The 25059-nt window shown below is 71.0% G+C and carries 18 protein-coding genes; 9 read left to right on the top strand and 9 right to left on the bottom strand.

What is annotated here, in order from left to right; translation table 11 throughout:
* Positions 1–36: 36 nt before the first annotated feature.
* Both ABZ780_RS02295 and ABZ780_RS02290 read right to left on the bottom strand, forming a co-directional pair.
* Entirely contained in the window at positions 37–2202 is a 2166-nt protein-coding gene (locus tag ABZ780_RS02295) for a peroxidase family protein (RefSeq protein ID WP_357483261.1), read from the bottom strand.
* A 164-nt stretch (positions 2203–2366) separates the two neighbouring features.
* A complete protein-coding gene (locus tag ABZ780_RS02290) occupies positions 2367–3194 on the bottom strand; it encodes an AfsR/SARP family transcriptional regulator (RefSeq protein WP_356999484.1) in 828 nt (275 codons plus the stop codon).
* A 302-nt stretch (positions 3195–3496) separates the two neighbouring features.
* On the opposite strand from ABZ780_RS02290, the gene ABZ780_RS02285 reads away from it, so the two are divergent.
* Positions 3497–4420 (top strand): NAD-dependent epimerase/dehydratase, encoded by a 924-nt coding sequence (locus ABZ780_RS02285; protein WP_356999481.1) that lies wholly within the window; start codon positions 3497–3499, stop codon positions 4418–4420.
* A gap of 3 nt (positions 4421–4423) precedes the next feature.
* On the opposite strand, the gene rfbH is transcribed toward ABZ780_RS02285, so the two are convergent.
* The 4 genes from rfbH to ABZ780_RS02265 all read right to left on the bottom strand — a co-directional run bounded on the left by rfbH (position 4424) and on the right by ABZ780_RS02265 (position 9237).
* Positions 4424–5725, bottom strand: coding sequence for a lipopolysaccharide biosynthesis protein RfbH (rfbH, locus tag ABZ780_RS02280; RefSeq protein ID WP_356999478.1), 1302 nt, complete (start codon positions 5723–5725; stop codon positions 4424–4426).
* Between the two features lie 119 nt (positions 5726–5844).
* Positions 5845–6387: a TIGR03086 family metal-binding protein gene (locus tag ABZ780_RS02275; RefSeq protein WP_356999475.1), complete on the bottom strand. Its 543-nt coding sequence runs from the start codon at positions 6385–6387 to the stop codon at positions 5845–5847.
* A gap of 247 nt (positions 6388–6634) precedes the next feature.
* Positions 6635–7657 carry an alcohol dehydrogenase catalytic domain-containing protein gene (locus tag ABZ780_RS02270; RefSeq protein WP_356999468.1) on the bottom strand — a complete coding sequence of 341 codons (1023 nt, stop codon included), beginning with the start codon at positions 7655–7657 and terminating at the stop codon, positions 6635–6637.
* 170 nt (positions 7658–7827) lie between these two features.
* Positions 7828–9237: a nucleotide disphospho-sugar-binding domain-containing protein gene (locus tag ABZ780_RS02265; RefSeq protein ID WP_357483258.1), complete on the bottom strand. Its 1410-nt coding sequence runs from the start codon at positions 9235–9237 to the stop codon at positions 7828–7830.
* A 342-nt stretch (positions 9238–9579) separates the two neighbouring features.
* Here ABZ780_RS02265 and ABZ780_RS02260 point away from each other — a divergent pair, with 342 nt between their 5' ends.
* The 3 genes from ABZ780_RS02260 (at position 9580) to ABZ780_RS02250 (ending at position 14298) form a co-directional block, all read left to right on the top strand.
* Positions 9580–10791, top strand: a complete 1212-nt coding sequence (locus tag ABZ780_RS02260) for a cytochrome P450 (protein WP_357002694.1) — start codon at positions 9580–9582, stop codon at positions 10789–10791.
* 33 nt (positions 10792–10824) lie between these two features.
* Positions 10825–11940, top strand: coding sequence for an abortive infection protein (locus tag ABZ780_RS02255; protein WP_356999463.1), 1116 nt, complete (start codon positions 10825–10827; stop codon positions 11938–11940).
* A gap of 174 nt (positions 11941–12114) precedes the next feature.
* Positions 12115–14298: a molybdopterin-dependent oxidoreductase gene (locus ABZ780_RS02250; RefSeq protein ID WP_357483255.1), complete on the top strand. Its 2184-nt coding sequence runs from the start codon at positions 12115–12117 to the stop codon at positions 14296–14298.
* 128 nt (positions 14299–14426) lie between these two features.
* Here ABZ780_RS02250 and ABZ780_RS02245 read toward each other — a convergent pair whose 3' ends face one another.
* Positions 14427–15611: an acyltransferase gene (locus ABZ780_RS02245; RefSeq protein ID WP_357483252.1), complete on the bottom strand. Its 1185-nt coding sequence runs from the start codon at positions 15609–15611 to the stop codon at positions 14427–14429.
* Between the two features lie 285 nt (positions 15612–15896).
* Here ABZ780_RS02245 and ABZ780_RS02240 point away from each other — a divergent pair, with 285 nt between their 5' ends.
* Together ABZ780_RS02240 and ABZ780_RS02235 are read left to right on the top strand one after the other, a co-directional pair.
* Entirely contained in the window at positions 15897–17138 is a 1242-nt protein-coding gene (locus ABZ780_RS02240; RefSeq protein WP_356999455.1) for a cytochrome P450, read from the top strand.
* Between the two features lie 70 nt (positions 17139–17208).
* The gene (locus ABZ780_RS02235; RefSeq protein WP_356999452.1) at positions 17209–18429 is read left to right on the top strand and encodes a cytochrome P450; all 1221 of its coding nucleotides are present in this window, start codon (positions 17209–17211) and stop codon (positions 18427–18429) included.
* A gap of 168 nt (positions 18430–18597) precedes the next feature.
* Here the strand turns inward: ABZ780_RS02235 and ABZ780_RS02230 are convergent, their stop codons facing one another.
* Both ABZ780_RS02230 and ABZ780_RS02225 read right to left on the bottom strand, forming a co-directional pair.
* Positions 18598–19152: a TIGR03086 family metal-binding protein gene (locus ABZ780_RS02230; protein ID WP_357483249.1), complete on the bottom strand. Its 555-nt coding sequence runs from the start codon at positions 19150–19152 to the stop codon at positions 18598–18600.
* A 101-nt stretch (positions 19153–19253) separates the two neighbouring features.
* Positions 19254–20639, bottom strand: coding sequence for an aspartate aminotransferase family protein (locus ABZ780_RS02225; RefSeq protein ID WP_356999449.1), 1386 nt, complete (start codon positions 20637–20639; stop codon positions 19254–19256).
* Between the two features lie 394 nt (positions 20640–21033).
* On the opposite strand from ABZ780_RS02225, the gene ABZ780_RS02220 reads away from it, so the two are divergent.
* From ABZ780_RS02220 to ABZ780_RS02210, 3 genes are all read left to right on the top strand, one after another.
* Positions 21034–21849, top strand: a complete 816-nt coding sequence (locus tag ABZ780_RS02220) for a hypothetical protein (protein ID WP_357483246.1) — start codon at positions 21034–21036, stop codon at positions 21847–21849.
* Between the two features lie 309 nt (positions 21850–22158).
* The gene (locus tag ABZ780_RS02215) at positions 22159–23514 is read left to right on the top strand and encodes an FAD-binding monooxygenase (protein ID WP_356999443.1); all 1356 of its coding nucleotides are present in this window, start codon (positions 22159–22161) and stop codon (positions 23512–23514) included.
* A 230-nt stretch (positions 23515–23744) separates the two neighbouring features.
* On the top strand, positions 23745–25058 hold the full coding sequence (locus ABZ780_RS02210) for a DUF4872 domain-containing protein (protein ID WP_357483243.1): 1314 nt from the start codon (positions 23745–23747) through the stop codon (positions 25056–25058).
* Position 25059 lies beyond the last annotated feature (1 nt).

Below are 25059 nucleotides of genomic sequence, written 5' to 3'. Positions count from 1 at the left end.
CGCGACGCACCCGGCCCGATCGTGATCGGTCAGCGGCTATGGACGGTTGTCACGGCGCGACCCGCGCCGGGGTGCCCGCGCCCCCGAGCCGCTCGGCGCCAGGCCCGGCGGGAGCAGCACGGCCGGCGACGATTTCGCGGAGCCGGCCTTCCCGATGCCGAGACCACGCGTCCCGCTGCCGGGCAGCAGCTTCTCGCCGCCGGGAGCACGGACGGACCGGTGCTGGCCCTGCGGCGTACGGAACACGTCGGCCGACAGTTTTGATCGGGGAACGTCGGTGTTCAGGGCGATGATGTCGCCGAGCGACTTCCGGTAGTCAATCTTGAACGCGGCCCGGATCAGCGGCAGCAGCGGGTCGTTGCCGTAGTAGAACCGGTCCCCGTCGCGCATCGCGGTGAACTGCTTGCGCCAGATCGCCAGTTGCAGCTCACCGAACTCCTTGCCGGGCAGGTTCGGCTCGGCCGACATGCCCACGAACGCGTCGAGCCGGTCGACGCTGCCGTAGACGGCCTTGAGCCGGGCCGCGAGCGGCGTACGACGCTCGGCGCGTACGGCGTCGTCGGCCGCCACCGTGGTCTTCTTCCCAGCGACGTTGTAGAGGGCGGTGAAGTCCAGGCTGTCCAGGTCGTCGATCTCCGCGCCGGGGGTGAGCTCCGGGTCGGCCGGGAACGACTCCGACCGCTCCCCGGTGATCGCGGTGAACGACCGCTTGACCGGCAGCCCGTAGGCCCTCCGCATGTCGTTGTAGCTCGGCATGCCGTGGTCGCGGCTGCGCGCGATGTCGATCGAGCCCAGGTCGTTGCGGCCCGGCAGGCAGGCCGGCAGGGCGGGGTCGTCCGAGCAACTGGGGTTGCCCGGCACGGGGATGAAGAACGGGAAGCTGCGCAGCATGTTGCTGATCAGCTCGTCGTTGCGGGTCTGCGGACGCAGCCCGACGCCGTGCAGCATCGGTCCGAGTTGGATCAGTTCCAGCAGGTCGGGGTTGAAGAAGGCGTCCTCGCCGAACGGAATCATCAGCCGGACGGTGTTGCCCTGGACGGTCACCTCGACGTCCAGCTCCCGCAAACGGTCGAGGGTCTGCTGGCTGTACCGGCCGACCTCGGCCTCAAGCCGGAAGTCACCGCGGATCTGGCTGTGCGCGCGGTATCCGACGGTCGCGAACTCGTTGCTCACCGAGAGGTCCACCCCGGGCTTGTAGCCGGTGTAGCGGGGCAGCTCGACGCCGAGCGACGGCAGGAACTGGGTGTAGGTGATGTGCTGCTGCTCGGCGATGACCACCGCCCGGGCGATCTCGAACCTGTCCTGCTCGGAGAGCCACTTCGGCAGCTGCGCGACGATCCGGTTGTGTTCCCGGGCGAAGAGCGTCTGGATGGCCAGCAGCCCCGGGTTCTCGTTGGCTCGCTGGTCACCGGCGACCGCCGCCTTCTCCGGGGTGTTGAACAGTTGCCCACCGGCGACCATGTTCGGCGCCGTGGACGCGTCCCCCCGGGCGTCCCGTCGGGGCAGATAACCGTCGGCCATCAGCAGCTTGGCCTTGTTGTTGCGCGGATTGCCGTCGACGACGCCCTCGCGCATCCAGTCCAGCCGGTCGTGGCTGTTGCCGTAGACGGCGGCGGCGTCGAGCTGGGAGCTGACCGTGTTGATCTGGTCCCGGGGTGTGGTGACGCCGGTGTTTTCGGCCGGGCGGGACCGGTCGAACGGGACGATGCCGATGTCGTTGCGGAACGACTCCATCGGGTCGGCGTTGTCGAACACGATGTTGCGGGTCTCGCCGGGAGGGCTGACCAGGCGCCGGCCGAGCCGCTGGGCGACGGAGTGGTCGACGAACTGGCCCCACACGAAGCCCCACTGGCTCACCTGGTTCGGCGAGTAGATGTTCACGTCGGTGTCGTTGAAGATCCGGTTGCTGACGTACCGCTCGGGCGGCAGGTCGACGATCTCGCTGATTCCGTCGGCGTACCAGGCCGGCCCGACCCGGGGGTAGATGGTGTCGATCATGCCCCAGGTGGGGTTCGCCCGGTTGTTACCGGAGCCGTCGATGCTCTGCACCTCCCAGAGACCGAGGACCCGGTCCGAGCCGCCACCGGCGTGGGCCGGGCCGCTGAGCCCCACCCCGGCAGCCACCACGAGTGCGACGACCCCGGCCTGGGCCGCCCTGGTTGATCGGGCCCGGCCACGTCGGCCGGATACGGCTACGCGCATGCCCCTCTCCTCCCCTTGAATTGACGAAAACGATGGGACGGAGACTGGCGACCCCGTCGCTGGCGCCGAGCGCCACGTGCAACTGTCGATCTCCCCGGTAGTGTCGTCGCCCCCCGTACACGGATGCTTCTTCCGCCTTGCGGAGCGGGGCGATCACCCGTTTGTCACGGCCGTCCGGCCGGGGACGGACGCGGCCCCACGAAGGGCCTGCGCTGCGACGACCAGGCGTCCACGTCGTTGTCGGCGTTGAGGATCGCCTGGTGCAGGCGCTGGACCGGAGCACCGGGTTCGAGGCCCAACTCGGTGACGAGGTTGCCCCGCACCCGGTGGAAGACCTCAAGCGCCTGCGCCCGCCGACCACTGAGGTGCAGCGCCCACATGTACTGCGCGTGCAGCCCCTCGTGCAGCGGGTTCTCCACGATCAGAGCGGCCAGCTCGGTCAGCACCTCGCGGTGCATGCCCAGCCGCAGCTCGGCGTCGACCAGGTACTCCAGGGTGACCAGCCGGGACTCCTCCAGCTGCCGGCGGCGCGCCTCCAGCAGTCGGCCCACGGACACGTCCACCAACGCCCGTCCCTGCCACAGCCGCAGCGCCTCCGACAGGTGCCGCACGGCCCGGTCGTCGTCACCGTCGGCCAGCGCCTGCCGCCCCCGCAGGGCCAGCAGCTCGTATCGACGCAGGTCCAGGCCGGTCAGACGGCTACGCAGCAGGTACCCGCCGGTGCGGGTCTCCAGGAGATCGGTGCTGACCGCCGCCACGGGCCAGCCGGTCGCGGCCGCGAGGTGCTTGCGCAAGCTGAGGATGTACGTCTGCACGGTCGTCGACGCGCTGGCTGGCGGGTCGTCCCCCCACAGCTCGGTACTCAGCGAGGACGCGGGCACCAGCTGGTCGGCGTGCGCGATCAGCACGGCGAGGACGTTGCGTACCTTCGGCGCCGTCGGCGTCCAGTCGACTCCCCGCACGCGTACGGACATTGGTCCCAGCACGGCCATCTCGATAGGTTGATCCGTAGCTTTCACGCGCGCCCCTGCTCGTGTCGACGTGAGCGGATGTTTATGGTCATCGGCGGCACGTCGCGTCCGCATCCTCTACCGTGCCCGCCGCCCTCCGCATCGCGTTCGACGGCCCTCGATCAAGGTTCAACCGGCCGTCGAGCGGCACGACCTACGCTGCCACCACCTGTCGGCCCCGCCGACGTACCCGAGCCCCGCCGCCGCCCCGCACGGCCCGGCACGGCGGCGGCGGGGCGGCTGCCGTCCCGCCACCTGACGCAGGGCCGTACGGAGGTGTGGGGATGATCGACGCGACGACCACCGACGGCCCGACGCGGGTCGCCGTGCTGGGCGCGACCGGCTGCGTCGGGCGTGCCGTCTGCGCGGCGTACGCCCGGCGCGGCGACCGGGTCCTCGCCGTCGCCCGGACACCGCTGCCCGACGTCGGCGCCGCTCTGCTCCCCCTCGACATCGCCGCGACCGCGCCCGCCGACCTGGCCCGGATCCTCGCCGACGAGGGCGTGGACACAGTGGTCAACGCCGCTGGCGGGTGGGCGCGCGCCGAGGAGCTGAAGCGGAGCCACGTCCAGCTCGTCCGTCGGCTCGTCGCCGCCCTCGGCGCGATGGAGACCCGGCCTCGGCTGGTGCACATCGGCTCGGTTCACGAGTACGGCGTGGTCGCCGAGGGCACCAGCGTCAGCGAGACGGCCGAGCTCCGGCCGGACACCGCCTACGGTCGGGTGAAACGGGCCGGGAGCGGGATCGTGCTCCGGGCGGCGCAGGCCGGCACGGTGGACGCCGTGGTGCTGCGGGCGGTAAACGTGTACGGCCCGTACACCACGCCCGCGAGCTTCCTGGGGGCGCTGCGCGACCGGCTGCGACGGGCCGGCCCGGAAGGGCTGACGGTACGCCTCGCCGCGGCCCGCCGGGACTTCGTCGACGCCCGCGACCTGGCCGAGGCGGTGGTGCTGGCGGGCCGCGCCCCGGTCACCGGGCAGGCGATCAACATCGGGCGGGGCGTCGCCGAGGACGTTCGGGACCTGGTCCGGATCCTGCTGACGACCTCCGGCATCCGACCGGAGGCGGTGTCCCTGATCGAAGCCCCGGTGCCCAGCAACGGGGGCCCGTGGACGCGAGCCGACATCCGCAAGGCCCAACGCCTGCTGGGGTGGACCCCGCGCATCGGGGTCCGGGAGTCGATCGAGGCCCTGTGGGAGCAGGGCTGAGCGTCAGTGCCGCCCGGTCACGAAGGTGCGGACGGTGTCGATGACGAAGTCGGCCATCTCCAGCGTGATGCCGGGGTACACGCCGATCCAGAAGGTGTGCTCGGTGACGAAGTCCGAGTTGGCCAGGTCCCCCACGATGCGGCACGGCACGTCCTGGTACGCCGGGTGCCGGGTCAGGTTGCCGGCGAAGAGCCGGCGGGTGCCGATCTTCCGGTCCTCCAGGCACGCCACCAACTCCTGGCGGGTGAACGGGGCCTCGGGCCGCACGCTGATCGGGAAGCCGAACCAGCTCGGGTCGCTGCCCGGGGTCGCCTCCGGCAGCAGGAGGCCGGGCAGGTCCGCCAGCCCCTCGTACAGGTGGCGGAAGTTGCGCCGCCGGGCCTCGACGAACTCCGGGAGCCGGCGCAACTGACTGAGCACGAGCGCGGCCTGCGGGTCGGTGGCCTTCAGGTTGTAGCCGACGTGCGAGTAGACGTACTTGTGGTCGTAGCCGGCGGGCAGGGTGCCCAACTGGTAGTCGAACCGCTTGAGGCAGGTGTTGTCGGTGCCGGGCTCGCACCAGCAGTCCCGGCCCCAGTCCCGCAGCGACTCGACGATGCGGGCCAACTCCAGGCTGCCGGTCAACACGCAGCCCCCCTCGCCGGCGGTGATGTGGTGCGCCGGGTAGAAGCTCACCGTGGTGAGGTCGCCGAAGGTGCCGGTCAGTCGGCCACGGTACGTCGAACCGACCGCGTCGCAGTTGTCCTCGACGAGGTACAGATCGTGCTCGGTGGCCAGGTCGGCGATCTCCGCGACGGGGAACGGGTTGCCCAGGGTGTGCGCGATCATGATCGCCCGGGTGCGCGGCGAGATCGCCTCGGCGACCCGCTCGGCGGTGGTGTTGTAGGTGCCCAGCTCCACGTCGACGAAGACCGGCACCAGGCCGTTCTGCAGGATCGGGTTGACCGTGGTCGGGAAGCCGGCGGCCACCGTGATCACCTCGTCGCCGGGCCCCAGCCGTGCCTCACCGAGCTTCGGGGAGGTCAGCGCGGTCAGCGCGAGCAGGTTCGCCGACGAGCCCGAGTTGACCAGGTGCGCCTTGCGCAGCTTGTAGTAGGCGGCGAACGCGCTCTCGAAGCGCCGCGCGCTGATCCCGGCGGCGATCCGCATGTCCAGTGCGGCCTCCACGAAGGCGGCGCGGTCGTCCTCGTCGAGCACCGCCCCCGACGACAGGATCGGGGTCACCCCGGGCACGAAGTCTGTCGACTCCTGTTCGCGGTGGTATTTGCGGGTCTGTTCGAGCACCAGATCCTTCAGCGACGTCATGTTCGCACCCTCTCCGCTCCACGATCGGTACGCCCATGGTCAGCGGCACCGGTCGAGGATCCGTCGAGGAACGGTGGAGGCACCGCCGGCCGGACCGTCCCGGCCGGCGGTGCGGCCCGTCAGGCGCGGCGCCCCAGGTACGCCAACAGCTTGGTCTGCTCATCCGCACCGGGCGGGGGCTCGAGGGCGGGTCCGCTGACCATGCGGCTGCGCACCACCTCCTCGCCGACCATCCGCAGCGACTCCCACGCCTTGTCGATGTCAGCCTGGTCGATCCGCTCGTCCTGGCCTGTGGCGCGGGCCAGGTCCCAGCCGTGCACGACCAGCTCGGTGGAGACCGCGCTGTCGATCGCCTGGGAGAAGGTGCGCAGGCCGAACCGCCCGTCGAACTCCGCGCGGGCCTGCTCGGGGTCGTTCAGGCTGGTTTCGATCTGGTCCCGCACCCGCACGAACGCCTTGTACGGGTCGACGTCCACGCCGGGGCCCTCCGGCACCGGCAGGTCGACCATGCTGAGGTGGATCTCGCTCATCTCGACGACGTGCGCGACGAGGTCACGCACGGTCCACTCGGTGCAGGGCGTCGGCCCCGACCACGCGTCCGCTCCGACCGCGGCGACCCGGTCGGCGAACTGCGCGCCGAGCCGGGCGAACCGGTCGGCCACGGCTTGCTCCTCCGCCGTGAGCCCCGCACCACGCACCGACGGATCAGCTGTCCGTCCAGGCTTGACCGTTGACATAACCGCTCTCCTGCCACTCGACGTCAGGTGGCCCCGGCGGACGCCAGTCCTGGCGGCACCGGGGCACTACCTGTACGACGCTCGGCAGGCGGGAAAATCATCGGCAGAAAGCCCGGTTCGGCGTGTCGTCCACCGATTTGCCCGGCGGCTCTCCCCTGCGATCCTGCGGCGGTCAGTACTCGACGACGGCGCGGAACCGCACCTCACCCTTGGCGACGCGGTCGACGGCCTCGGCCACCCGGTGCGCCTCGAACGTCTCCACCCACGGGGTGACCTTGCCCGCCGCGACCAGGTCCAGTGCCTCCCGCAGCAGGTGGGGTCCACCATGGGTGGCGCCGGTGATCCGCTGCCCCTGCGCGAAGAACGGGTAGGCCATGGCCGGCGGGATGGTGAACGGCTCGACGCCGTCGATGCCGGCCAGCACCATCCGTCCCTGCACCCGCAGCCCGGCGAGGCAGGCGGCGGCCGCCCGGTGCGACGGGGCGGTGAGGAGGACCACGTCGGCACCGCCCGCGGCGCGCAACTGGTCCCCGTCGGCGACCACCAGGTCGGCGCCGAGCCGGCGGGCCGCCTCGTGCTTGTCCGCCGAGCCGGTGACCGCGATCGTCTCGTGCCCGCACGCCTTCGCGTACTGCAGGGCCAGGTGGCCGAGGCCGCCGATGCCGATCACGGCCACCCGGTCGTGCGGGCGGGGCTCCGCCGCGCGCAGCGCCGACCAGGCGGTGTAACCGGCGCACATCACCGGCGCGGCCAACTCCCAGGCGAGCCCGTCGGGCAGGAGCACGGTCGACTCGGCGGCAGCCACCAGGTACTCGGCGTGCCCGCCGGGTGCGGTGAACCCGGTGGTCGTCGGCGCGGGGCAGTTCAGTGCGGTCTGCCCGGTCACCGGCAGGCCCCGCAGGCAGTAGTCACACCGGCCGCAGCCGGACCGTACCCAGGTCACACCGACCCGGTCACCGGGACGCCGGCTCGTCACCCCCGCACCCACGTCGACCACCTCGCCGACCGGCTCGTGCCCGGTGACGGCCGGCTCGATCGCCGGGAAGGGCAGCATCCCCCGGGTGGCCAGTACGTCGTTGACGCACACCCCGCAGGCCCGTACGCGAACGAGAACCTCACCGGGACCCGGCTCGGGGTTCGCCACCTCACGCAACTCCCAGGCAACGTCGACTCCCGGCACAACCGCCGCTCTCATCACCAACCACCACCCGTCCTGTGCACGACTCGGAATCGGTTCCGTCCGGACGCCACGGCGTCAGACCGGCAGCGCGGGCGGACGATCGTCCGCCCGCGCCGTCCCTGCATGCTCGCCCCGCCCCGACCGGCGCTACATCCTCGCGATTGCCGCATCGCGGCGACGGCCGGTCAGGGCCGACGCTCGGCCAACGCCACCAGCGCCGGAACGATCTCGGCGGGGCTGGGAATCGCCTGCCAGGTGTCGCGCAGCCTGGTCGCGGCCTCCCGGAAGGCCGGCTCGGAGAGCACCCGGTGGATCTCCGCACGAATCTCCTCGACCGACTGCTTCTGGTGGTCGAGCCGGACCCCGGCGCCCTGGTCGGTGACGTAGCTGGCGCAGGGCGTGGCCAGCAGGTTCTTCTCCGGGTGCAGCCAACCGGCCGCCTCCTCGGCCGCCTGCCCGGTCTCGGTTCCGAACTCCCGGCCGACCCGGTAGGTGCCGCTGTCGACCTCGGCCGGGGCGGCCGACGCGGGGCGGAACAACAGCGAGTCGTCGGTGTCGCAGACCAGTTGCGGGATGCCCGCGGCGACGGCGGAGCTGAGCGTCCCCATGCCACCGTGGTGCACGAGAACGTCGCAGGTGGGCAGCAACTGGGTCAGCGGCACCCACTCGATCGCCCGCACGTTGTCCGGCAACGTGCCCACGGCCTCCAGTTGCAGCGGGCTGAGCGTGGCGACCACCTCGACGTCGAGTTCGGCCAGGGCGGCCAGCAACTTGGGCGTACGACCCCAGTCGCCGGCGACGTAGCGGCGGGTGGACTCGCCGAGCGACAACGCGACCCGGGGCCGCCCCTGCGGCCGGGCGTACAGCCAGCGCGGGAAGACCGACGCGCCGGTGTAGGGGACCTTGCGAACCGCCACCTTCGTCGTGGCGGTGGAGAGGCTGAGCCCCTTGGGCAGCGGGTCGACGGTGAACTGTCCGAGAAGGAGTTCGTCGTCGACGGTCATCCCGTACCGCTCGGCGAGCGGGCGGACCAGGTCGCCCAGCGGGTCGGTGGCGAGCCCGGCGCGGCGCACGGCGTCCCGGTGCGTGGCCAGCCGCTCCTGGCTGAACGCGAAGTAGTCCAGGTTGCTGCCGAGCAGCCGGCCGTGTGCCGCGCCGGCGGCCCGCGCCGCCACCGCGCCCGCCGGGAAGACCAGATCCCACAGCACCAGGTCCGGACGCCAGGCGCGAGCGAACTCGACCAGGTCCGGCGCGTCGGGCAGGTCGGCGCGGACGTAGTCCGAGGCCGGGTTGAGGTTCCACTGGTAGAAGGCGATCCAGTGCTCGCGCTCCTCCGGGCTCAGGCCCAGGGCCCGCGCGTACGCGTTGACGTCCTCCGGCGTCGGGGGCTGGCGGGCGTCGTCGCGCAGCCGTGGCTCGGGCGACCCGGCGTCGCCCAGCGCGACCGGGACCAGGCCGGTGCTGGCGATGGTGTCGGCGAAGCCGGCGTGGGACGCGACCCGGACCTCGTGCCCGGCGCTCTGCAACGCCCAGGCGTACGGCACCACGGGGTACAGATGCGCCACGGCGGGATAGACGGTTATCAAGACACGCACGGGGTCCTCCTTGGGCACGCGGGGTGGCTGTCGGTCCTCGGCGTCCCGGGCACGGCGCACCCGCTCGGGCAGGCGTGGACGCCGTGCCGGCACCGGCACGGCAGTCGCCGGCCTGGTGATCAGGATGCCGACACCGGGCCGGCCCGGCTTCTCCTGTAGTGCGCAGGCCCGCACCGGTTCGTCCGGCCGGCGGCCCGCCCTGTTCACGGTGGGCAATCGGGAAGTTGCTGCCCGTTCGCGCACGGTTGGACGATGAGCGCCGGACGACATCGGATCCTGCGGGCGACATGTGTGCCAACACGCGTGCGGCGACCCGTGGGCAGTGAGGGGTGACCCATGGCGATGACCGAAGCCGTCGACACGCCGGCCTTCCCGATCCCCCGGGAATGCCCGTACCGGCCGTCAGCCCGACACGTCGGCCTGCGAGCGGACAGCCCGATGACCAAGGTCAAGCTCTACAACGGACGTATTGCCTGGTTGGTCACCGGAGCGGCGCAGGCCAGGGCGGTGCTCTCCGACTACCGGCGGGTGTCGATCCGCCCGTACCACGGCAACTATCCGCTGCTGAACGAGGAGTTCGAGAAGGTCGTCGACAGCGGCTACGCGGACGTGCTGTTCGGGGTGGACCCGCCGGAGCACACCAAGCAACGCTCGATGATCATGCCGAGTTTCACGCTGCGGCGTACCGCGCTGCTGCGCGAGGACATCCAGCGCATCGTCGACGAGAAGCTGGACGACATGATGCGCCACGGCGCTCCGGCGGACCTGGTGAGCATGTTCGCCCAGCCGGTGCCCTCGATGGTGATGAGCACCGTGCTCGGCGTGCCGTACGACGAGCACGAGGACTTCGAGACACCCGCGCACAAGCTCTTCGTGCCGGAGTTGGCCGATGAGGCCACCACCGAACTGGGCGAGTACCTCGACCGGCTGATCCAGAAGAAGGAGAACGACCCGGGCGCCGGGGCCGTCGGTCTGCTCGACGACCTGATCGCCAACCACCTGCACACCGGTGAGCTGACCCGCTCGGAGTTGGTGCACATCGCCATGGCGATGTTGGTGGCCGGCACCGACACCACCACCAACGTGATCTCACTGGGCACGATGGCGCTGCTGGACAACCCCGAGCAGTGGGAGGCGCTGCGGGCCGACCCGGAGATCGTGCCCGCCGCCGTCGAGGAGATCCTGCGCTACGTCTCCCTCGTCGAGGCCTTTGCCCGGGTCGCGGTGGAGGACATCGACCTGGGCGACGGCAACGTGATCCGCAGCGGCGAGGGGATCCTGATCAGCTGCGCCGGGGTCAACTTCGACCCGGCGCACGTCCAGGAGCCGGACACGTTCGACATCCGCCGGTCCGCCAAGCCCAGCTTCTCGTTCAGCCACGGCATCCACCGCTGCCCCGGCGACAACCTCGCCCGGTTGGAGCTGGAGATCGCCTTCAAGACGCTCGTCGAGCGGATGCCCAACCTGCGCGCGGCGGTCCCGCTCGACAACCTGCCCAGCAACAACAACGACGGCACCCTGCAGCGGCTGTACGAGTTGCCCGTGCAGTGGTGACCAGCCCCGACGGCTACGAGGCGAAGGAGCAGCATGGCACAGCCCCGCACCGACCATGCCGGTGACGCGACCGGCGAGGCCCTGGAGTATCGCGGCGTCGCCTACGACACCGGCACGAACTTCGCCACCGGTCAGGGCGACCTGTCCCGGATGGCGTGGAGCAGACGCCAGATGCTGGAGGAGTTGAGCCTGATCAGCGATCAGCTCAACTGCAACTCCATCACGATCTACGGCACCGACCTGGAGCGGCTGCGGGAGACCGCGGAGGCCGCCGTCGAGCGGGACCTGCACGTACGGTTGCAGCCCCGGCTGGTGGACCGGCCGCAGAACGAGGTGCTGGACCACCTCGCCGAGGCCGCCCGGCTGGCCGAGTCGCTGCGTCAGCAGGACGCCCGGATCGACCTGACCGTCGGCGCGGTGCACCTGCTGTTCACCCCCGGCATCACCGACGGCGAGCAGTACCACCAGCGAATGGCCAACGCGTACGCGGACGCCGACCATCACCTGCTGCACCCGACCGGTCAGATCGACTTCGCGGAGGCATCGCCGCGGCTCAACGAGTTCCTGGCCCGGGCCAGCAAGGTGGCCCAGCAGTCGTTCGCCGGGCCGGTCAGCTATTCGGCCGCGCCCTTCGAGCAGGTCGACTGGTCGCTGTTCGACCGGATCGGGCTGATGTGGCAGTACCTGCCCACCCACCACACGCCGGAGCAGCACCGGGCGGTGCTCGACGGCTACCGACGTTGGGGGCTGCCCATCCAGGTCGCCGAATTCGGCACCGCCACCTACCAGGGCGCGGAGGAGAAGGCCTTCTTCTTCTGGGACGTGGTGGACCGGTCCGGCGCCACGCCGCTCGTGTTCGACGGCGTGATCCGTGACGAGGGTCGTCAGGCGGCGTACCACCTGCGGATGTTCGAGCTGTTCGAGCAGGCCGGGGTCAACGGTGTCTGGATCTCGGAGTTCATCCACCCGACCCACCCGCACGCCGACGATCCCCGCCTCGACCTGGACACCGCCAGCATGGCGATCGTCAAGACGATCCGGAACGACTTCGCCGACTCGGCGTCGACCTACCGGATCGAGCCCAAGGAGTCCTTCCACGCCATCGCCGACCACTACGCGCACCTCGGCTTCCAGGCGGCCCGCCGCTGAACCTCCGGCCGGGCCATCGCCGTCCGGCCCGACACCCACCGTCACCGCAGCCCGCCGCGCCCGCGTCGGCACCCGGCCGGGGGACCCTCCGAGGTCCCCCGGCCGGCCGGCGGGAGGGGTCAGGTCCCGTCCCGCGTGCCAACGTCGGCGCTGGGCCCGACCCCCAGGAGCACCATGCGAACCGTTCACCGGACCTGCCCGATCTGCGACGCCGTCTGCGGCCTGCGGCTCACCCTCGACGACCAGGACCACGTCACCTCCGTCCGGGGTGACCCCGACGACCCGTTCAGCGGCGGGTACGTCTGCCCGAAGGGGGCCAGCCTCGGCCGACTCGACGAGGACCCGGACCGGCTGCGCACGCCGATGGTCCGCGATGGGGACCAGTGGCGGGAGGTGAGCTGGGAAGAGGCCTTCCGCCGGGTCGACGAGGGCCTCAGCGGGGTGATCGCGAAGCACGGCCGCGAGGCGCTCGCCGTGTACTTCGGCAACCCGACGTACCACACCATGGCGGGCTTCATGTACCGCGAGCCGATGACCCAGGCCCTCGGCAGCCGCAACGTCTTCTCCGCCAGCACGATCGACCAGATCCCGAAGCACGTCTCGACCGGCTACATGTTCGGCGACCCGTTCGCCATCGCGGTGCCCGACGTGGACCGGACCGACCACCTGCTGATCATCGGGGCGAACCCGTTGGAGTCACACGGGTCGCTCTGCGCCGCGCCGGACTTCGCCAGCCGGCTGCGGGCGCTGCGGGCCCGGGGCGGCCGGATCGTCGTGGTCGACCCGCGACGGACCCGAACCGCGGCGTTCGCCGACGAGCACCTGCCGGTCCGTCCCGGCACCGACGCGTTCCTGCTCCTCGGGATCGTCCACACCCTCTTCACCGAGGGGCTGACCCGCGTCGACGTGGAGGTGGAAGGGCTCGACGAGATGCGCGCCCTGGCCGACGAGTTCAGCCCGGAGGCGGTGGCGCCGGTCTGCGGGGTCGCCGCCGCCGACATCCGGCGGATCGCCCGCGACCTGGCCGCCGCGCCCACCGCCGCGGTCTACACCAGGGTGGGTACGTCCACGGTGGAGTTCGGCACCCTGGCCCAGTGGCTGGTCGACGTGGTGAACATCCTCACCGGCAACTTCGATCGCCCCGGCGGGGTGATGTTCACCCGGACGGCCGCGCTGGAGATCTTCCGCACCGGGCAGCCGTTCACGACGGGACGGTGGCACAGCCGGGTCCGCAAGCTGCCGGAGGTGCTCGGGGAGATCCCGGTGGCGACCCTCGCCGACGAGATCGACACCCCGGGCGAGGGTCAGATCCGCGCGTTCGTCTGCATCGCCGGCAACCTGGTGCTCTCGGCGCCGAACGGGCCACGACTGGACCAGTCGCTGCCCGACCTGGACTTCATGGTCGCGATCGACCCGTACCTCAACGAGACCACCCGGCACGCGGACGTCATCCTGCCACCGCCCCGGATCCTGCAGATGCCGCACTACGACTTCCTGCTGTTGATCGTGACGGTACGCAACTACACCCGGTTCTCGCCGCAGATCCTGCCGCTGGCACCGGGCCAGCCGTCGGAGGCCGAGATCATGGCCCGGCTGCTGCTGATCATCACCGGTCAGGGTGCCGACGCCGACCCGGCGCTGGCCGACGAGGCGATCCTCGACGCGGTGCTGCGCGGCGGTACGTCCGCGCCGGGCTCGCCGCTGGCCGGCGCGGACGTGGCGCAGCTGCGCGCCGAGCTGACCGGCGACAGCGGTCCGGAGCTGATGCTCGACGCGATGCTGCGGCTCGGCCCGTACGACCTGTCGCTGGAGAAGCTGCGAGCCAATCCGCACGGCATCGACCTGGGGCCGTTGGAGCCGCGCCTGCCGGAGTTGCTGCGCACCGCGTCGGGGCGGGTCGAGCTGGCCCCGCCGCCGTTGGCGGCGGACGTGGAGCGACTGCGGACCCGCTTCGCCGGGCCGCAGCCGGAGTTCCTCCTCGTCGGCCGGCGTCAGCTGCGCTCGAACAACAGCTGGCTGCACAACACCGACTCGCTGACCGGCGGCAGCAACCGGTGCACGCTGCACGTCAACCCGGCCGATGTCACCCGGCTCGGCCTCGGCGGGCACGCCGTCGTCCGGTCCGCCACCGGCGAGGTCGTCGTGCCGGTGGAGCCGAACGACACGGTCATGGCCGGCGTGGTGAGCCTGCCGCACGGCTGGGGGCATCGCCGTACCGGCCAGCGGCTCGCAGCCCGCGACCCGGGCGTCAACGCGAACGCCCTGACCGACGAGAGGGTCGTGGACGTGCTCTCCGGTAACGCGGTGTTCAGCGGTGTTCCGGTGACTGTCGCGCCCGCGCCGGCTCCCGCGGACTGACCAGCACGACACGGCGCCCCCCGCCCGATCCGGGCGGGGGGCGCCGTCGACGGCCGGATCCCCGGCGGGGTGGCGACGCTGCCACCCACCGGGGATCCTCCACCGGCCGGCCGGGGCCGGCGGCGGGGTCAGCGGGGCACGGACGGAGCCCGCGCGTCACGCCTGGGGTACGCGAAGAGCCGCATCGCGGGCCGTTCCACGAGGGTGTAGAGCACCCAGGAGACGAGGATGCAGACCAGGTAGACGCCGATCAGGAAGGCGATGCCGGTGACCGTGTCGAACTGGTACGGCTGGTACGCCGCCCGCACGCCGAGCTGGCCGTTGACCGCCGCGTGCAGCAGGAACAGGACGTGCACGTGGACCAGGAAGAACGCGTAGGAGATCTCGCCGAGCCAGACCATCGGCCCGTTGTTCAACAGCGAGCGGCGCCCCGCCACGTCACCCGCCGCGGCGGCGGTGATCAGCAGTGCCATGGGCACGAGCAGCACCGACTGGTAGCCGTCCATGAGGCTCAGCGGGATGGTCGCCACGTAGACCACGACCAGGAGCAGCGTCGGCAGCACGGTGCGCAGGCCGATCCAGCGACCCGAGATCAGGATCCGGGCCATCACCATGCCGACCAGGAACTCGAACAGTCGCGCCGGCGGGAAGAAGTAGACGAACCACTGCTCCGTCCAGCTCAGCGTGGTCGACATCGGGCTCAGCGGCCCGTCCGGCAGCGCCGCGCGGGCGATCACCGGCAGCAGCATGGCTCCGGCGGTGAACAGCCCGGCGGTGAGCCAGAGCCGCTGCGGCCGGATCCGGTTCACCAGCGGCAGCAGCAGCGGGAAGAGCGCGTAGAAGAGCAGCTCGACCGAGAGCGACCAGGTGACGCCGTTGACCGCGAACAGGTGGTAGTTCGGATCCGGCAGGAAGCCCTGGATGAGCGGGAGGCTGGCCAGGGTTGGCCCGAGCATGACCGGCAGTCCGGCGATCAGCATCAATGCCAGAACGCCGAGATAGACCACCACGTGATTCGGAAAAATCTTGAAGAAGCGTCGGCGGTAGAACGCCCCGGTGGAGTCGCTCGACCGGGCCGACCAGGTGAGGACAAATCCGCTGAGTACGAAGAAGAAGGCGACGCCGACCGACCCGGTGTTGTGGGCGATGATGCCGTACACCTCGTTGACGTCTTCGTTGCGGAACAACGGGAAGATCAGCCCGTGCCCGATGAACACCAGACTCGCGGCGATGATGCGCAGTGCGGTCAGGGACGGAAGTCTCGTCGGAACGGACTCCTTAGCCTGTGTCGACGCCTCGTCTATCGCTGTCATTTTCGCGGCCGTCCTCTCCGGGCGCCAGATCTATGTACACGGCAGACACGACTGCCATTTGCGTTGCCGGCAATCTAGCAACGTGGATCCCCCGCCAGTTCTCCGGAAATGCGGATCTGTGGGCGCGTGGCATCCGACCGGACCGGGCCGCCGCAGCGCCCATCGCAATCGGGAGGATGCGCAGGCCAGCCACGGAAAGAGACGGTTGACGGTGTCCTGTCAGCAGCAGACCGTGCCGTCCACAGGACGACGGTTCCACTTTCCGTTCGAGAGGTGGCCATGGCCGTGCCTACGAAGACCACATCGGAGCCGGGCTCGTCGGAACTGCCCAGCTACCCGATCCCCCGGGAGTGCCCGTACCACCCGTCGCCGGAGACCGCCCGCCTTCGTGAGCCCGGACCGGTCTCGAAGGTGCGGCTCTACGACGGCAAGGTCGCCTGGTTCATCACCGGGCCGGCGGAGGCCCGCGCCCTGCTCGCCGACCGCCGGGTCTCCAACCGCTCGGACTTCCCCAACTATCCGGTGATGGACGAGCGCCACACCCGGATGCGGGCCACCCGGGAGATGGCCAAGGAGGAGGAGGGCGGCTTCGCCGGCGCCCTGTTCGGGGTGGACCCGCCGGAGCACACCCGGCAGCGGCAGATGCTCGTGCCGCGCTTCACCGTACGGCGGGTGGCGGTGCTGCGCCCGGAGATCGAACGCATCGTCGAGGAGTGCCTGGACGCCCTGCTCGACGAGGGACCTCCGGGCGACCTGGTGTCCACCTTCTCCACCCCGGTGCCGACCCGGGTGGTCTGCGCCTACCTCGGAGTGCCGTACGCCGACCGCGCCATCTTCGAGCCGCTGACCCGCGACCTGTTCGAGCCGGAGCGTGCCGACGAGGCGATGGAGTGGCTGACCACGTACCTGACCGGCCTGGTCGAGACGCGGCGGTCGCAACCGGCCACCGGCCTGATCGACGACCTGATCGCCAGTCAGGTCTCCAAGGGCACCCTGACCCCCAAGGAGCTGGTCTCCTTCGCGATGGCGATCCTGGTCGCCGGCACCATCACCACGTCGAGCATCATCGGGCTGGGTACCCTCGCCCTGCTGGAGAACCCGGGCCAGTACCAGCGCCTGGTGGCCGATCCCGACCTGGTGCCCGGAGCGGTCGAGGAGATGCTGCGCCACATCTCGCTGGTGGAGCAGCTCGCCCGGGTGGCCACCGAGGACATCGAGATCGGCGGCCACGTCATCCGGGCCGGGGACGGCATCCTGGTCAGCTTCGCCGGGGCGAACCTCGACCCGAGCGTCACCAGCCACCCCGGAACCCTGGACGTCACCCGGCCGCCGTCGAACCACCTCGCCTTCAGTTTCGGCATCCACCACTGCCTGGGGCACAACCTGGCCCGGTTGGAGCTGGACATCGCCTTCCGCGCGCTGGTACGGCGGCTGCCCAACCTGCGACTCGCGGTGCCGGCCGCGCAGATCCCCACCTTCCAGAGCGGGGACGTCGAGCGCCTGGCCTGCCTGCCCGTCGTCTGGTGAACCGCGCCGCCCGGGCGCCGGAGGACCCTCCGGCGCCCTGCCCATCCCGCCGCAGTCCCCGAGGAGTCCGATGCACAACCCAGACGGCGCAGTCGCGCTGAGCGCAGAGGTGTTCGCCAACCCGTTGGCGCTGCTCACCGAGTTGGGCGAGCGGCGTCCCGTGCACCGGGTGACCCTGCCGGACGGGATGCCCTCCGTCCTGGTCACCGGAAACCGCGAGGCTCGGGAGGCGTTGTCCGACCCCAGGCTGGTGCGCAGCATCGAGGCCGCCGATCCGGAGCTGCACAAGTACCACCCGCTGGCCAGTGACGACTATCCGCTCTCCCGGCACATGCTCTTCGCGGACCCGCCGGACCACGCCCGGCTGCGGCGGCTGGTGTCCAAGGCGTTCACCCGGCGCCGGGTGGAGCAGATGAAGCCACGGATCCAGGAGATCACCGACCGGCTGATCGACGAGGTGGTCGCGCGGGGGGAGGCGGACCTCGTCCGGGACCTCGCGCTGCCGCTGCCGATCGCGGTGATCAGCGAGATGCTCGGCGTGCCGTACGACGACCGCGCCGAGTTCGAACACCATGCGGAGACCCTGACCGGCATCAACGCCTCGGCCAGCTTCGACTCGATCATCGCGGCCGGCACCTGGTTCGACCGGTACCTCAGCGATCTGGTCGAGCTGCGTCGCGCGGATCCCCGCGACGACCTGATCTCGGCCATGATCGCCGCGCAGGAGCAGGGTGACCGGCTCAGCGACCTGGAACTGCGCTCCAACGCGCTGCTGCTGCTCAGCGCGGGCTTCGAGACGACTGTCAACCTGGTGGCCAACGGACTGCTCGCGCTGCTGCGGCACCCCGAGGCGGCCGAGCTGCTGCGGGCCACGCCGGCGCTGATGCCGAACGCCGTCGACGAGCTGCTGCGCTATGACAGCCCGGTCTCCTGCGTGACGTACCACTTCGCCCGGGAGCGGCTTGAGATCGGCGGCTTCGAGATCCACCCCGGCGAGCACGTGGTCATCGCCGCGGCGGTGGCCAACCACGACCCGTCGGTCTTCGCCGACCCGGGCCGGCTCGACGTGCGTCGGGAGAACAAGGGGCAGATCCTCAGCTTCAGCCACGGCATCCACTTCTGTCTCGGGGCGCCGCTGGCCAAGCTGGAGGGCGAGGTGGCGTTCGAGACGGTGCTGCGGCGGCTGGAGGGCCTCGCGCTCGCCGTGCCGGCGGACGACCTGACGTGGAAGGCCAGCTTCGTGCTGCACCGCCTGGAGCGGCTGCCGGTGACCTTCACGCCCCGGCCCTGAGCGCCCCCTCAACACCACCGCGATCTTGCACTTTCTGCCTGGACCAAAGCCCCGAAACGGGACGAATCAGGGGCCGGAAGTGCAAGATCGCGGTGGTGGCGGGCGGGGTCGTACCTCGCAGCCCTGAGTGGGCGCGTGGCGGCGTCCACGGCCGGCCGGTGACCCGGGTCAGCGGCCGTCGTCGTGCCGGCCCAGGTGGGCCAGGAGCCGGGCCTGCTCGTCGGCGGCGGGCGGCGGTGGCACCGCTGGGCCGAAGCCGAACCGGACCTCGTCCTCACCGACCAGCTCGATGGTGTGCCAGAGGTGGTCGATGTCGGCCGGGTCGATGCGCGCCCGCCATCCGAGGGCGCGAGCCAGGTCCCAGTGGTGCACCACCAGCTCCATGCCGATCGCCCGGTCGACGACCTCGGCGTACGTCCAGTCGCCCAACCGTCCGCCGATCCGCGCGCCGGCGACCTCGGGGTCGGTGAGCGCGGCGCGGACCTGCTGCTGGATGGCGCCCCACCCGCCGAGCGGATCCTCCGTCACGCGCGGCACGGCCGGCGGCGGCGCCCCGGCGCGTCCGAGGTGGATGGTGTTCATCTCGGCCACGTGGGTCACCAGATCGCCCACCGTCCAGTCGCCGCAGGGTGTCGGGCCGTCCCAGCCGGTGCCCGGCACCGTCGCGGCGGTCCGGGCGAACGCGTCCGAGCGGCGCAGGTACCGATCCACGACCTCGTCCATCGCGGCACTATAGGACGTGCCGGCGACGGGACGGCCCCGCACACGCCGGTGCCCGACAGCGGCGGGGACAGCCACTGCCGGGCACCGGGGATCGGGGCAGGTCAGCTGGGGTTGACCGTGCCGGCCTTGACGTCCAACCGGGACAGCACGTCCACGATCGCGGCGGACGCCCGCTTGGCCTGCTGGTCGTCGAGGACCAGCGGCGGGGACAGCACCAGCGTCGGGCCGTAGTTGCGGGTGATGACGCGGTGGTTCTCGTACAGCTCGTCGGCGACGGCCAGCGCGAGGTCCGGCGCGACCGGCTCCCGCGTCTCGGGGTTGCTGACCAGCTCGATGCCGACTGTCGCGCCCTCGACGCGCACCTCGCCGACGGCGGGCAGGGCCGCGGCCGGGGCCAGCCCCGCCCGCATCCAGTCACCGATCTCCAACGACCGCTTCAGCAGCCCCTCGTTCTCCAGCAGGTCCAGGTTGGCCAGCGCCACCGCGCAGGCCGTGGGGTGACCGGAGTAGGTGTGGCCGTGGAAGAAGCTGGCCTCCCCGGCCGCCATGACGTCGGCCACCCCGTCGCGCATCAGCACCGCGCCCAGCGGCAGGTAGCCGCTGGTGAGGCCCTTGGCGGTGACGATGATGTCCGCGTCCATGCCGCGGTCGGCGGAATCGAACCAGGTGCCGGTACGCCCGAACGCCGTGATCACCTCGTCGGCGATCAACAGGATGCCGTACCCGCTGAGCAGCTCGCGCACGCGCGGCCAGTAGTCGGCGGGCGGGGCGATGACGCCGCCACCGCCGAGGATCGGCTCGCCGATCATCGCGGCGACGTTCTCCGGCCCCAGCCGCTCGATCGTCGCCTCCAGCTCCCGCAGCAGGAAGGCGGTCGGGTCCTCGCCGCCGTACATCTCGCTGTGGTACGGGTACGGCGGGGTGACCTTCTCCACGTGCGGCAGGTTCGGACCGACGCCGATCTGCATGTCCGGGATGCCGGTCGCGGTGCCGCCGCCGAGGGTGGCTCCGTGGTAGCCGAAGTGCCGGGCGATGATCCAGTTGCGCTCGGTCTGCCCGCGACGGTGGTGGTACAGCCGCGCCAGCTTGATGGCGGTGTCCACGCCCTCGGAGCCGCCGGAGGTGTAGAAGACCCGGTTGATGTCGCCCGGGGCCAGGTCGGCCAGCCGCTGGGCGAGCAGCGCGGACTTGTCGTTGCCGAACTCGAAGAAGCTGGTGAAGTGGGCCAGCTCGGTGATCTGCGCGGCGGCCGCCTCGGCCAGCTCCCGGCGACCGTGGCCGACCTGGGCGACCCAGATGCCGCCACCAAGCATGTCGAGGAGCTCCCGGCCCTCAGCGTCCCACACGGTGGAGCCGACGCCCCGCACGATCATCCGGCGGAACGGTCGCTGGTCACGCTGGTGCGAGTGCAGGACGTAGCGCTTGTCCAGCTCCCCCAGGTCGGCACCGGACACGGCGCGCCCGGCTCTGGTCGTAGAAATCGTCACGTGACTACTCCCTCGTTGCAGACGATGCGGGCTTCGCGGTACGTGGTGGGGACGGCCGACTTGGCGGCGGTCCACTGTGTCCACCACCGCACCGGTCGGTCGGCGCGTGGACGGCCGGGCGTACCTGCGCCCTACCGGTGGACTCCCCGAAACAATGGCAGCCACGGGCGGCCGGAACATCTTCGGCCGTGCGCAACGCCCCACATGGGTCACGTCGTGGTGCCGGGTCGCGAAATAAGCACTCTGGAAGATGCCGACAAGCCGGACCGCTGCTTACCGTACGCGTTCGAGGTGTATATCGGTGGTGGCCCGCAGAAACAGCGGTCGGCCATCCATTTCGCTCAGGAACCAGCGGCACTAAATTGACGCCGCATTTACCAGGATGGGGGAGAACATGCCCGTACGGGGCGGAAAGATTTCCGCGGCGATGGCCGCGGTGATGCTGGTGTTGGTGGCTGGGTGTGGGGACGGCAACTCGGCTGGCACCGACGCCAAGGCCGAGACGCCGGCCCCGGCGACGCCGAAGGCGCCCGCCGACCTCAAGGACCTGCTGACCAACCCGCACGAGGACGCCAGCAAGGACGAGGTGCTGACCTTCGACTTCAAGCAGGTGGCGGAGAAGTCACTGCTGGCGCCCCCGAAGGGGATGGCCTTCACTCCGGACTCCTGCGTCAACTACGTGACCATCGGCGACGCGGCCGGCACCCCGCTACAGACCGCGGCGCCGGCCACCATCGCCGGCCTGAACGGGTTCATGCAGTTCAACACCGCCAGCCCGGTGGGCAAGGACCACAACCTGGGCCACGACAACTTCTTCGCGCACTTCGTGGTCGAGTTGCCGGAGGGGCCGAAGCTGGACGCAATGCACAAGGCGGCGACCGCCTGCAACAACGGCGACATCACGCTGGACGGCAAGGTCCCGGGCAAGCTCAGCAACGTCAACTTCGAGACGCCATCGCTGGCCGGCGCCGAGGCCAAGGGCCTGGTCCAGCGGATCACGTTCCCGCCGCAGAAGGACGCGGCGGGCACCAAGATCCTTGAGACGTACTACGGCGGCGTCGAGCCCAACGGTGGGATCGACCGCTTCAAGCACATCGTGATGGTGGTGATGGGCAACGTGCTCTACTACGGCATCGTCACCGACATCGAGACGGCGAACAAGATGGCGGCGAACTTCCACCGGTTGGCCAACGCGCGCGGCATCGTCTGAGCTACGCACTTCCGTGCCCACGCCCGTTCCGGGCGTGGGCACGGTCGCGTTTGCGGCGCGAGGATTCCTCCGCCATGAACGAAAGACCGGGGCAACACAGAAGATGCCCTCCCCCGCCGCCTAATGCCACCATTACGTTGTGGCCGATTAGAAGAAGACCAGTCGGCAGAACATTTTTCGCCAGCTGGTCCGACATCATTTGTCGGCGGCTATGAAGCGGCATTGGCGGAGTGTGCGAAGCACCAATCACGATTTCCCCAACCGCTGACAGTTTCCCCGGTTTCGCTCGACAGGCAGGAGAGGTTAGCCGTGGGTTCCGAAATTGGAAATCGCGTGGTGGTGCTCGGCGGGAGCATCACGGCGCTGTTCGCCGCCAGCGCGCTCAGCGAAGGCTATCGAGAGGTCGTCATTGTCGATCGCGACGACATGGTCGACGTCTGGGACGCGCGCCGAGGCGCACCGCAGGGCCGGCACATCAACGGCCTCATCGCCCGCGGCTCCCGGGCCATGGAAGACCTGTTCCCCGAGATCACCGCCCAGATGGTCACCGCCGGATGCCCGCTGACCGACCTGGCCGGCACTGTCAAGTGGTACATGAACGGCAGGCCACTGGCCCAGACCCGGGCCGGCCTGACCTGCGTCGCGGCCCGACGGCCGATCATGGAGGGACACGTGCGGCGGCGCGTCGCCGCGCTGAAGAACGTGACCTTCATGGAGCGCACCGACATCACCGGCCTGGTGTTCAGCTCGGACAAGTCCCGGGTCATCGGGGCGCGGGTGCAGCGCCAGGGCGAGGGCAACAGCGAGGAGATCCTCACCGCCGACCTCGTCGTCGACGCCACCGGCCGGGGATCGCGCACCCCGGTCTGGCTGGAGGCCCAGGGCTACCAGCGCGTGCCGGAGGAGGGCACGAAGATCGGGCTCGGCTACGTCACCCGGCACTACAAGCTGCGGCACGACCCGTTCGGCACCAGCCACTCGATCATCTCGGTGGCGTCGGCGGACAACCCCCGGGGCGCCATCTTCACCAAGTCCGACGGCGGCAGGGTCGAGCTGACCACGTACGGCATCATGGGCGACCACCCGCCCACCGACCCGGAGGGCTTCAACCAGTTCGTCAAGTCGCTGTCCGCCCCGGAGATCTACGAGGGCATCTCGGACGCCGAGCCCCTCGACGACCCGGTGCTGTTCAAGTTCCCCACCACGCTGCGGCGGCGCTACGAGCTGATGTCCCGCTTCCCCGACGGCCTGTTGGTGCTCGGCGACGCGGTCTGCACCCCGAACCCGGTGTTCGCCCAGGCGCAGACACTGGCCGCGCTGCAGGCGCTGGCGCTGCGGGACCTGCTGCGCTCGGGCCAGGCCCCACAGGCCAAGGACTTCATGCGTACGGTCGGGCGGATCATCGACCCGGCCTGGGAGATGACCGAGTCGATCAACCTCAGCTTCCCCGCTGTCGAGGGCAAGCGCACCCGCAAGGTGCTGATGCTGCTCGCCTACATGAAGCGACTGCACATGGCGGCCACCAAGGACGCCAGCCTCACAGAGGCGTTCATGCGCTCCGCCGGTCTGGTCGACCCGCTGGAGGCCCTGCTGCGCCCGGCCGTGGTGTGGCGGGTGATGCGTCACTCGCGTGCCGAGATGCCGCTGTTCGGCGGACGGATCTGACCCGCCGGTCACCCCGGCACCTGGTCGCCCTCCGGCCGACCGGCGACGGCACGATGGACCTCGTCCCCACCGGGGGCGAGGTCCTTCCGTCGTCATCGCGGCTCGCGTGTCGAACCAACCCCGACGGTCGCCGCGAGCACGTATCCTCCGACGAGGCGTCGACCGGGGCGTCCCGCGCCGTACCCGGCCGCCCCGTCGGCCACCAGCGACAGCTCGCCCGAGGGGGGACCATGACCACCCGCAAGCCCAGCGAAGCCCGCATCCGGACCCGGATGGCCCGCACCGGCGAGAGCTACCCGACCGCGCGTGCCGAGCTGTCCGGAGCCCGGACAGCGCCGCGGCCGGTGACCGACGCCGGCTGGGCGTTACGCGGTGGGCTGCACGCCGAGACCTCCAACGTGACCAACCTGCTGACCCACCTGGGCGACACCAGCGGCGCGGAGCTGACCGAGGCGATGCTGCTCGGCGTCGGGGGTGGCCTCGGGGCCGGCTACATGCTCTGGGAGATCAAGGGGCAGACGCCGAACCTGTTCCTGGGATTCCGGTACCGGTGGACCTTCCACGACTGGGCCGAGCGCACCATGGACCGGCTCGGCGTGGGCTACCAGGTGAAGACGACCGGCAGCAGCAAGGCCGCGTCCGCCGCGCTGCACGAGCGGCTCGCCGACGGCACCCCGGTCATGATCGCGCCGGACCGGCAGCTCGTCGGCTACTGGCACCTGCCCCCGGAGCCCGCGCTGGCCGGCCGCGGCCGTCCGGTCTTCTCCGGCGCCCGGCGCAGCCCCGTGGTGGCGTACGCGGTCACCGACGACGGCATCCGGCTCGACGACCGCAACCTCGCCCCGCTCACCGTCGACGCGGACACCCTCGCCGACGCGCGGGCCCGGGTCAGCTCCACCAAGAACCGCATGATCGTCGTGGACTCGGTGCCGGAGACCCTCCCGCTGGCCGACGCGGTACGCGCCGGCATCGCCGACTGCGTCGCGCACCTGGACGCCAAGGCCGCCACCGTCGCGTTGCCCGCGTGGAGCAAGTGGAGCCGCCTGGTCACCGATCCCCGCAACGCCAAGGGCTGGCCCACGCTGTACGGCAAGGCGGGGATGGTCACCACGCTGCTGTCGGTCTGGGAGCACGTCGAACCGGCCGGGCTCACCGGCGGCAATCTGCGCGGCCTCTACGCCGACTTCCTGGACGAGGCGGCGCCCCTGCTCGGCGACTCCGCCGACGCGGCGGCCGACGCGGCGCAGCTGTTCCGCGACTCCGCGCAGCTGTGGCACGAGGTGGCCGAGACGGCGCTGCCCTGGGACGTCCCCGAGTACGCCCGGCTCCGGGAGCTGGTCGCCACCATCTCCGCCGGTGTCGCGGCCGGCGACTCCGCAGTCGCCGAACGCGCCGAGGCCGCCGACACCCTGTGGGACCTGATCGGCGAGTACGACCGCAAGCTCCCCGCCGAGCCCGACCTGGCCCGGCTGTCCGAGCAGATCCAGGCGGTCTACGACACCGAGCGGGAGGCCGTCGGGGCGCTGCGCCACGTGCTGAAGTGAG

The organism is Micromonospora sp. NPDC047467 (assembly GCF_040643095.1).
In the GTDB taxonomy this organism is placed as follows: domain Bacteria; phylum Actinomycetota; class Actinomycetes; order Mycobacteriales; family Micromonosporaceae; genus Micromonospora.
The sequence above is the reverse complement of the archived record's forward strand: the minus strand, read 5'-3'. Positions and strand labels throughout refer to the sequence as shown.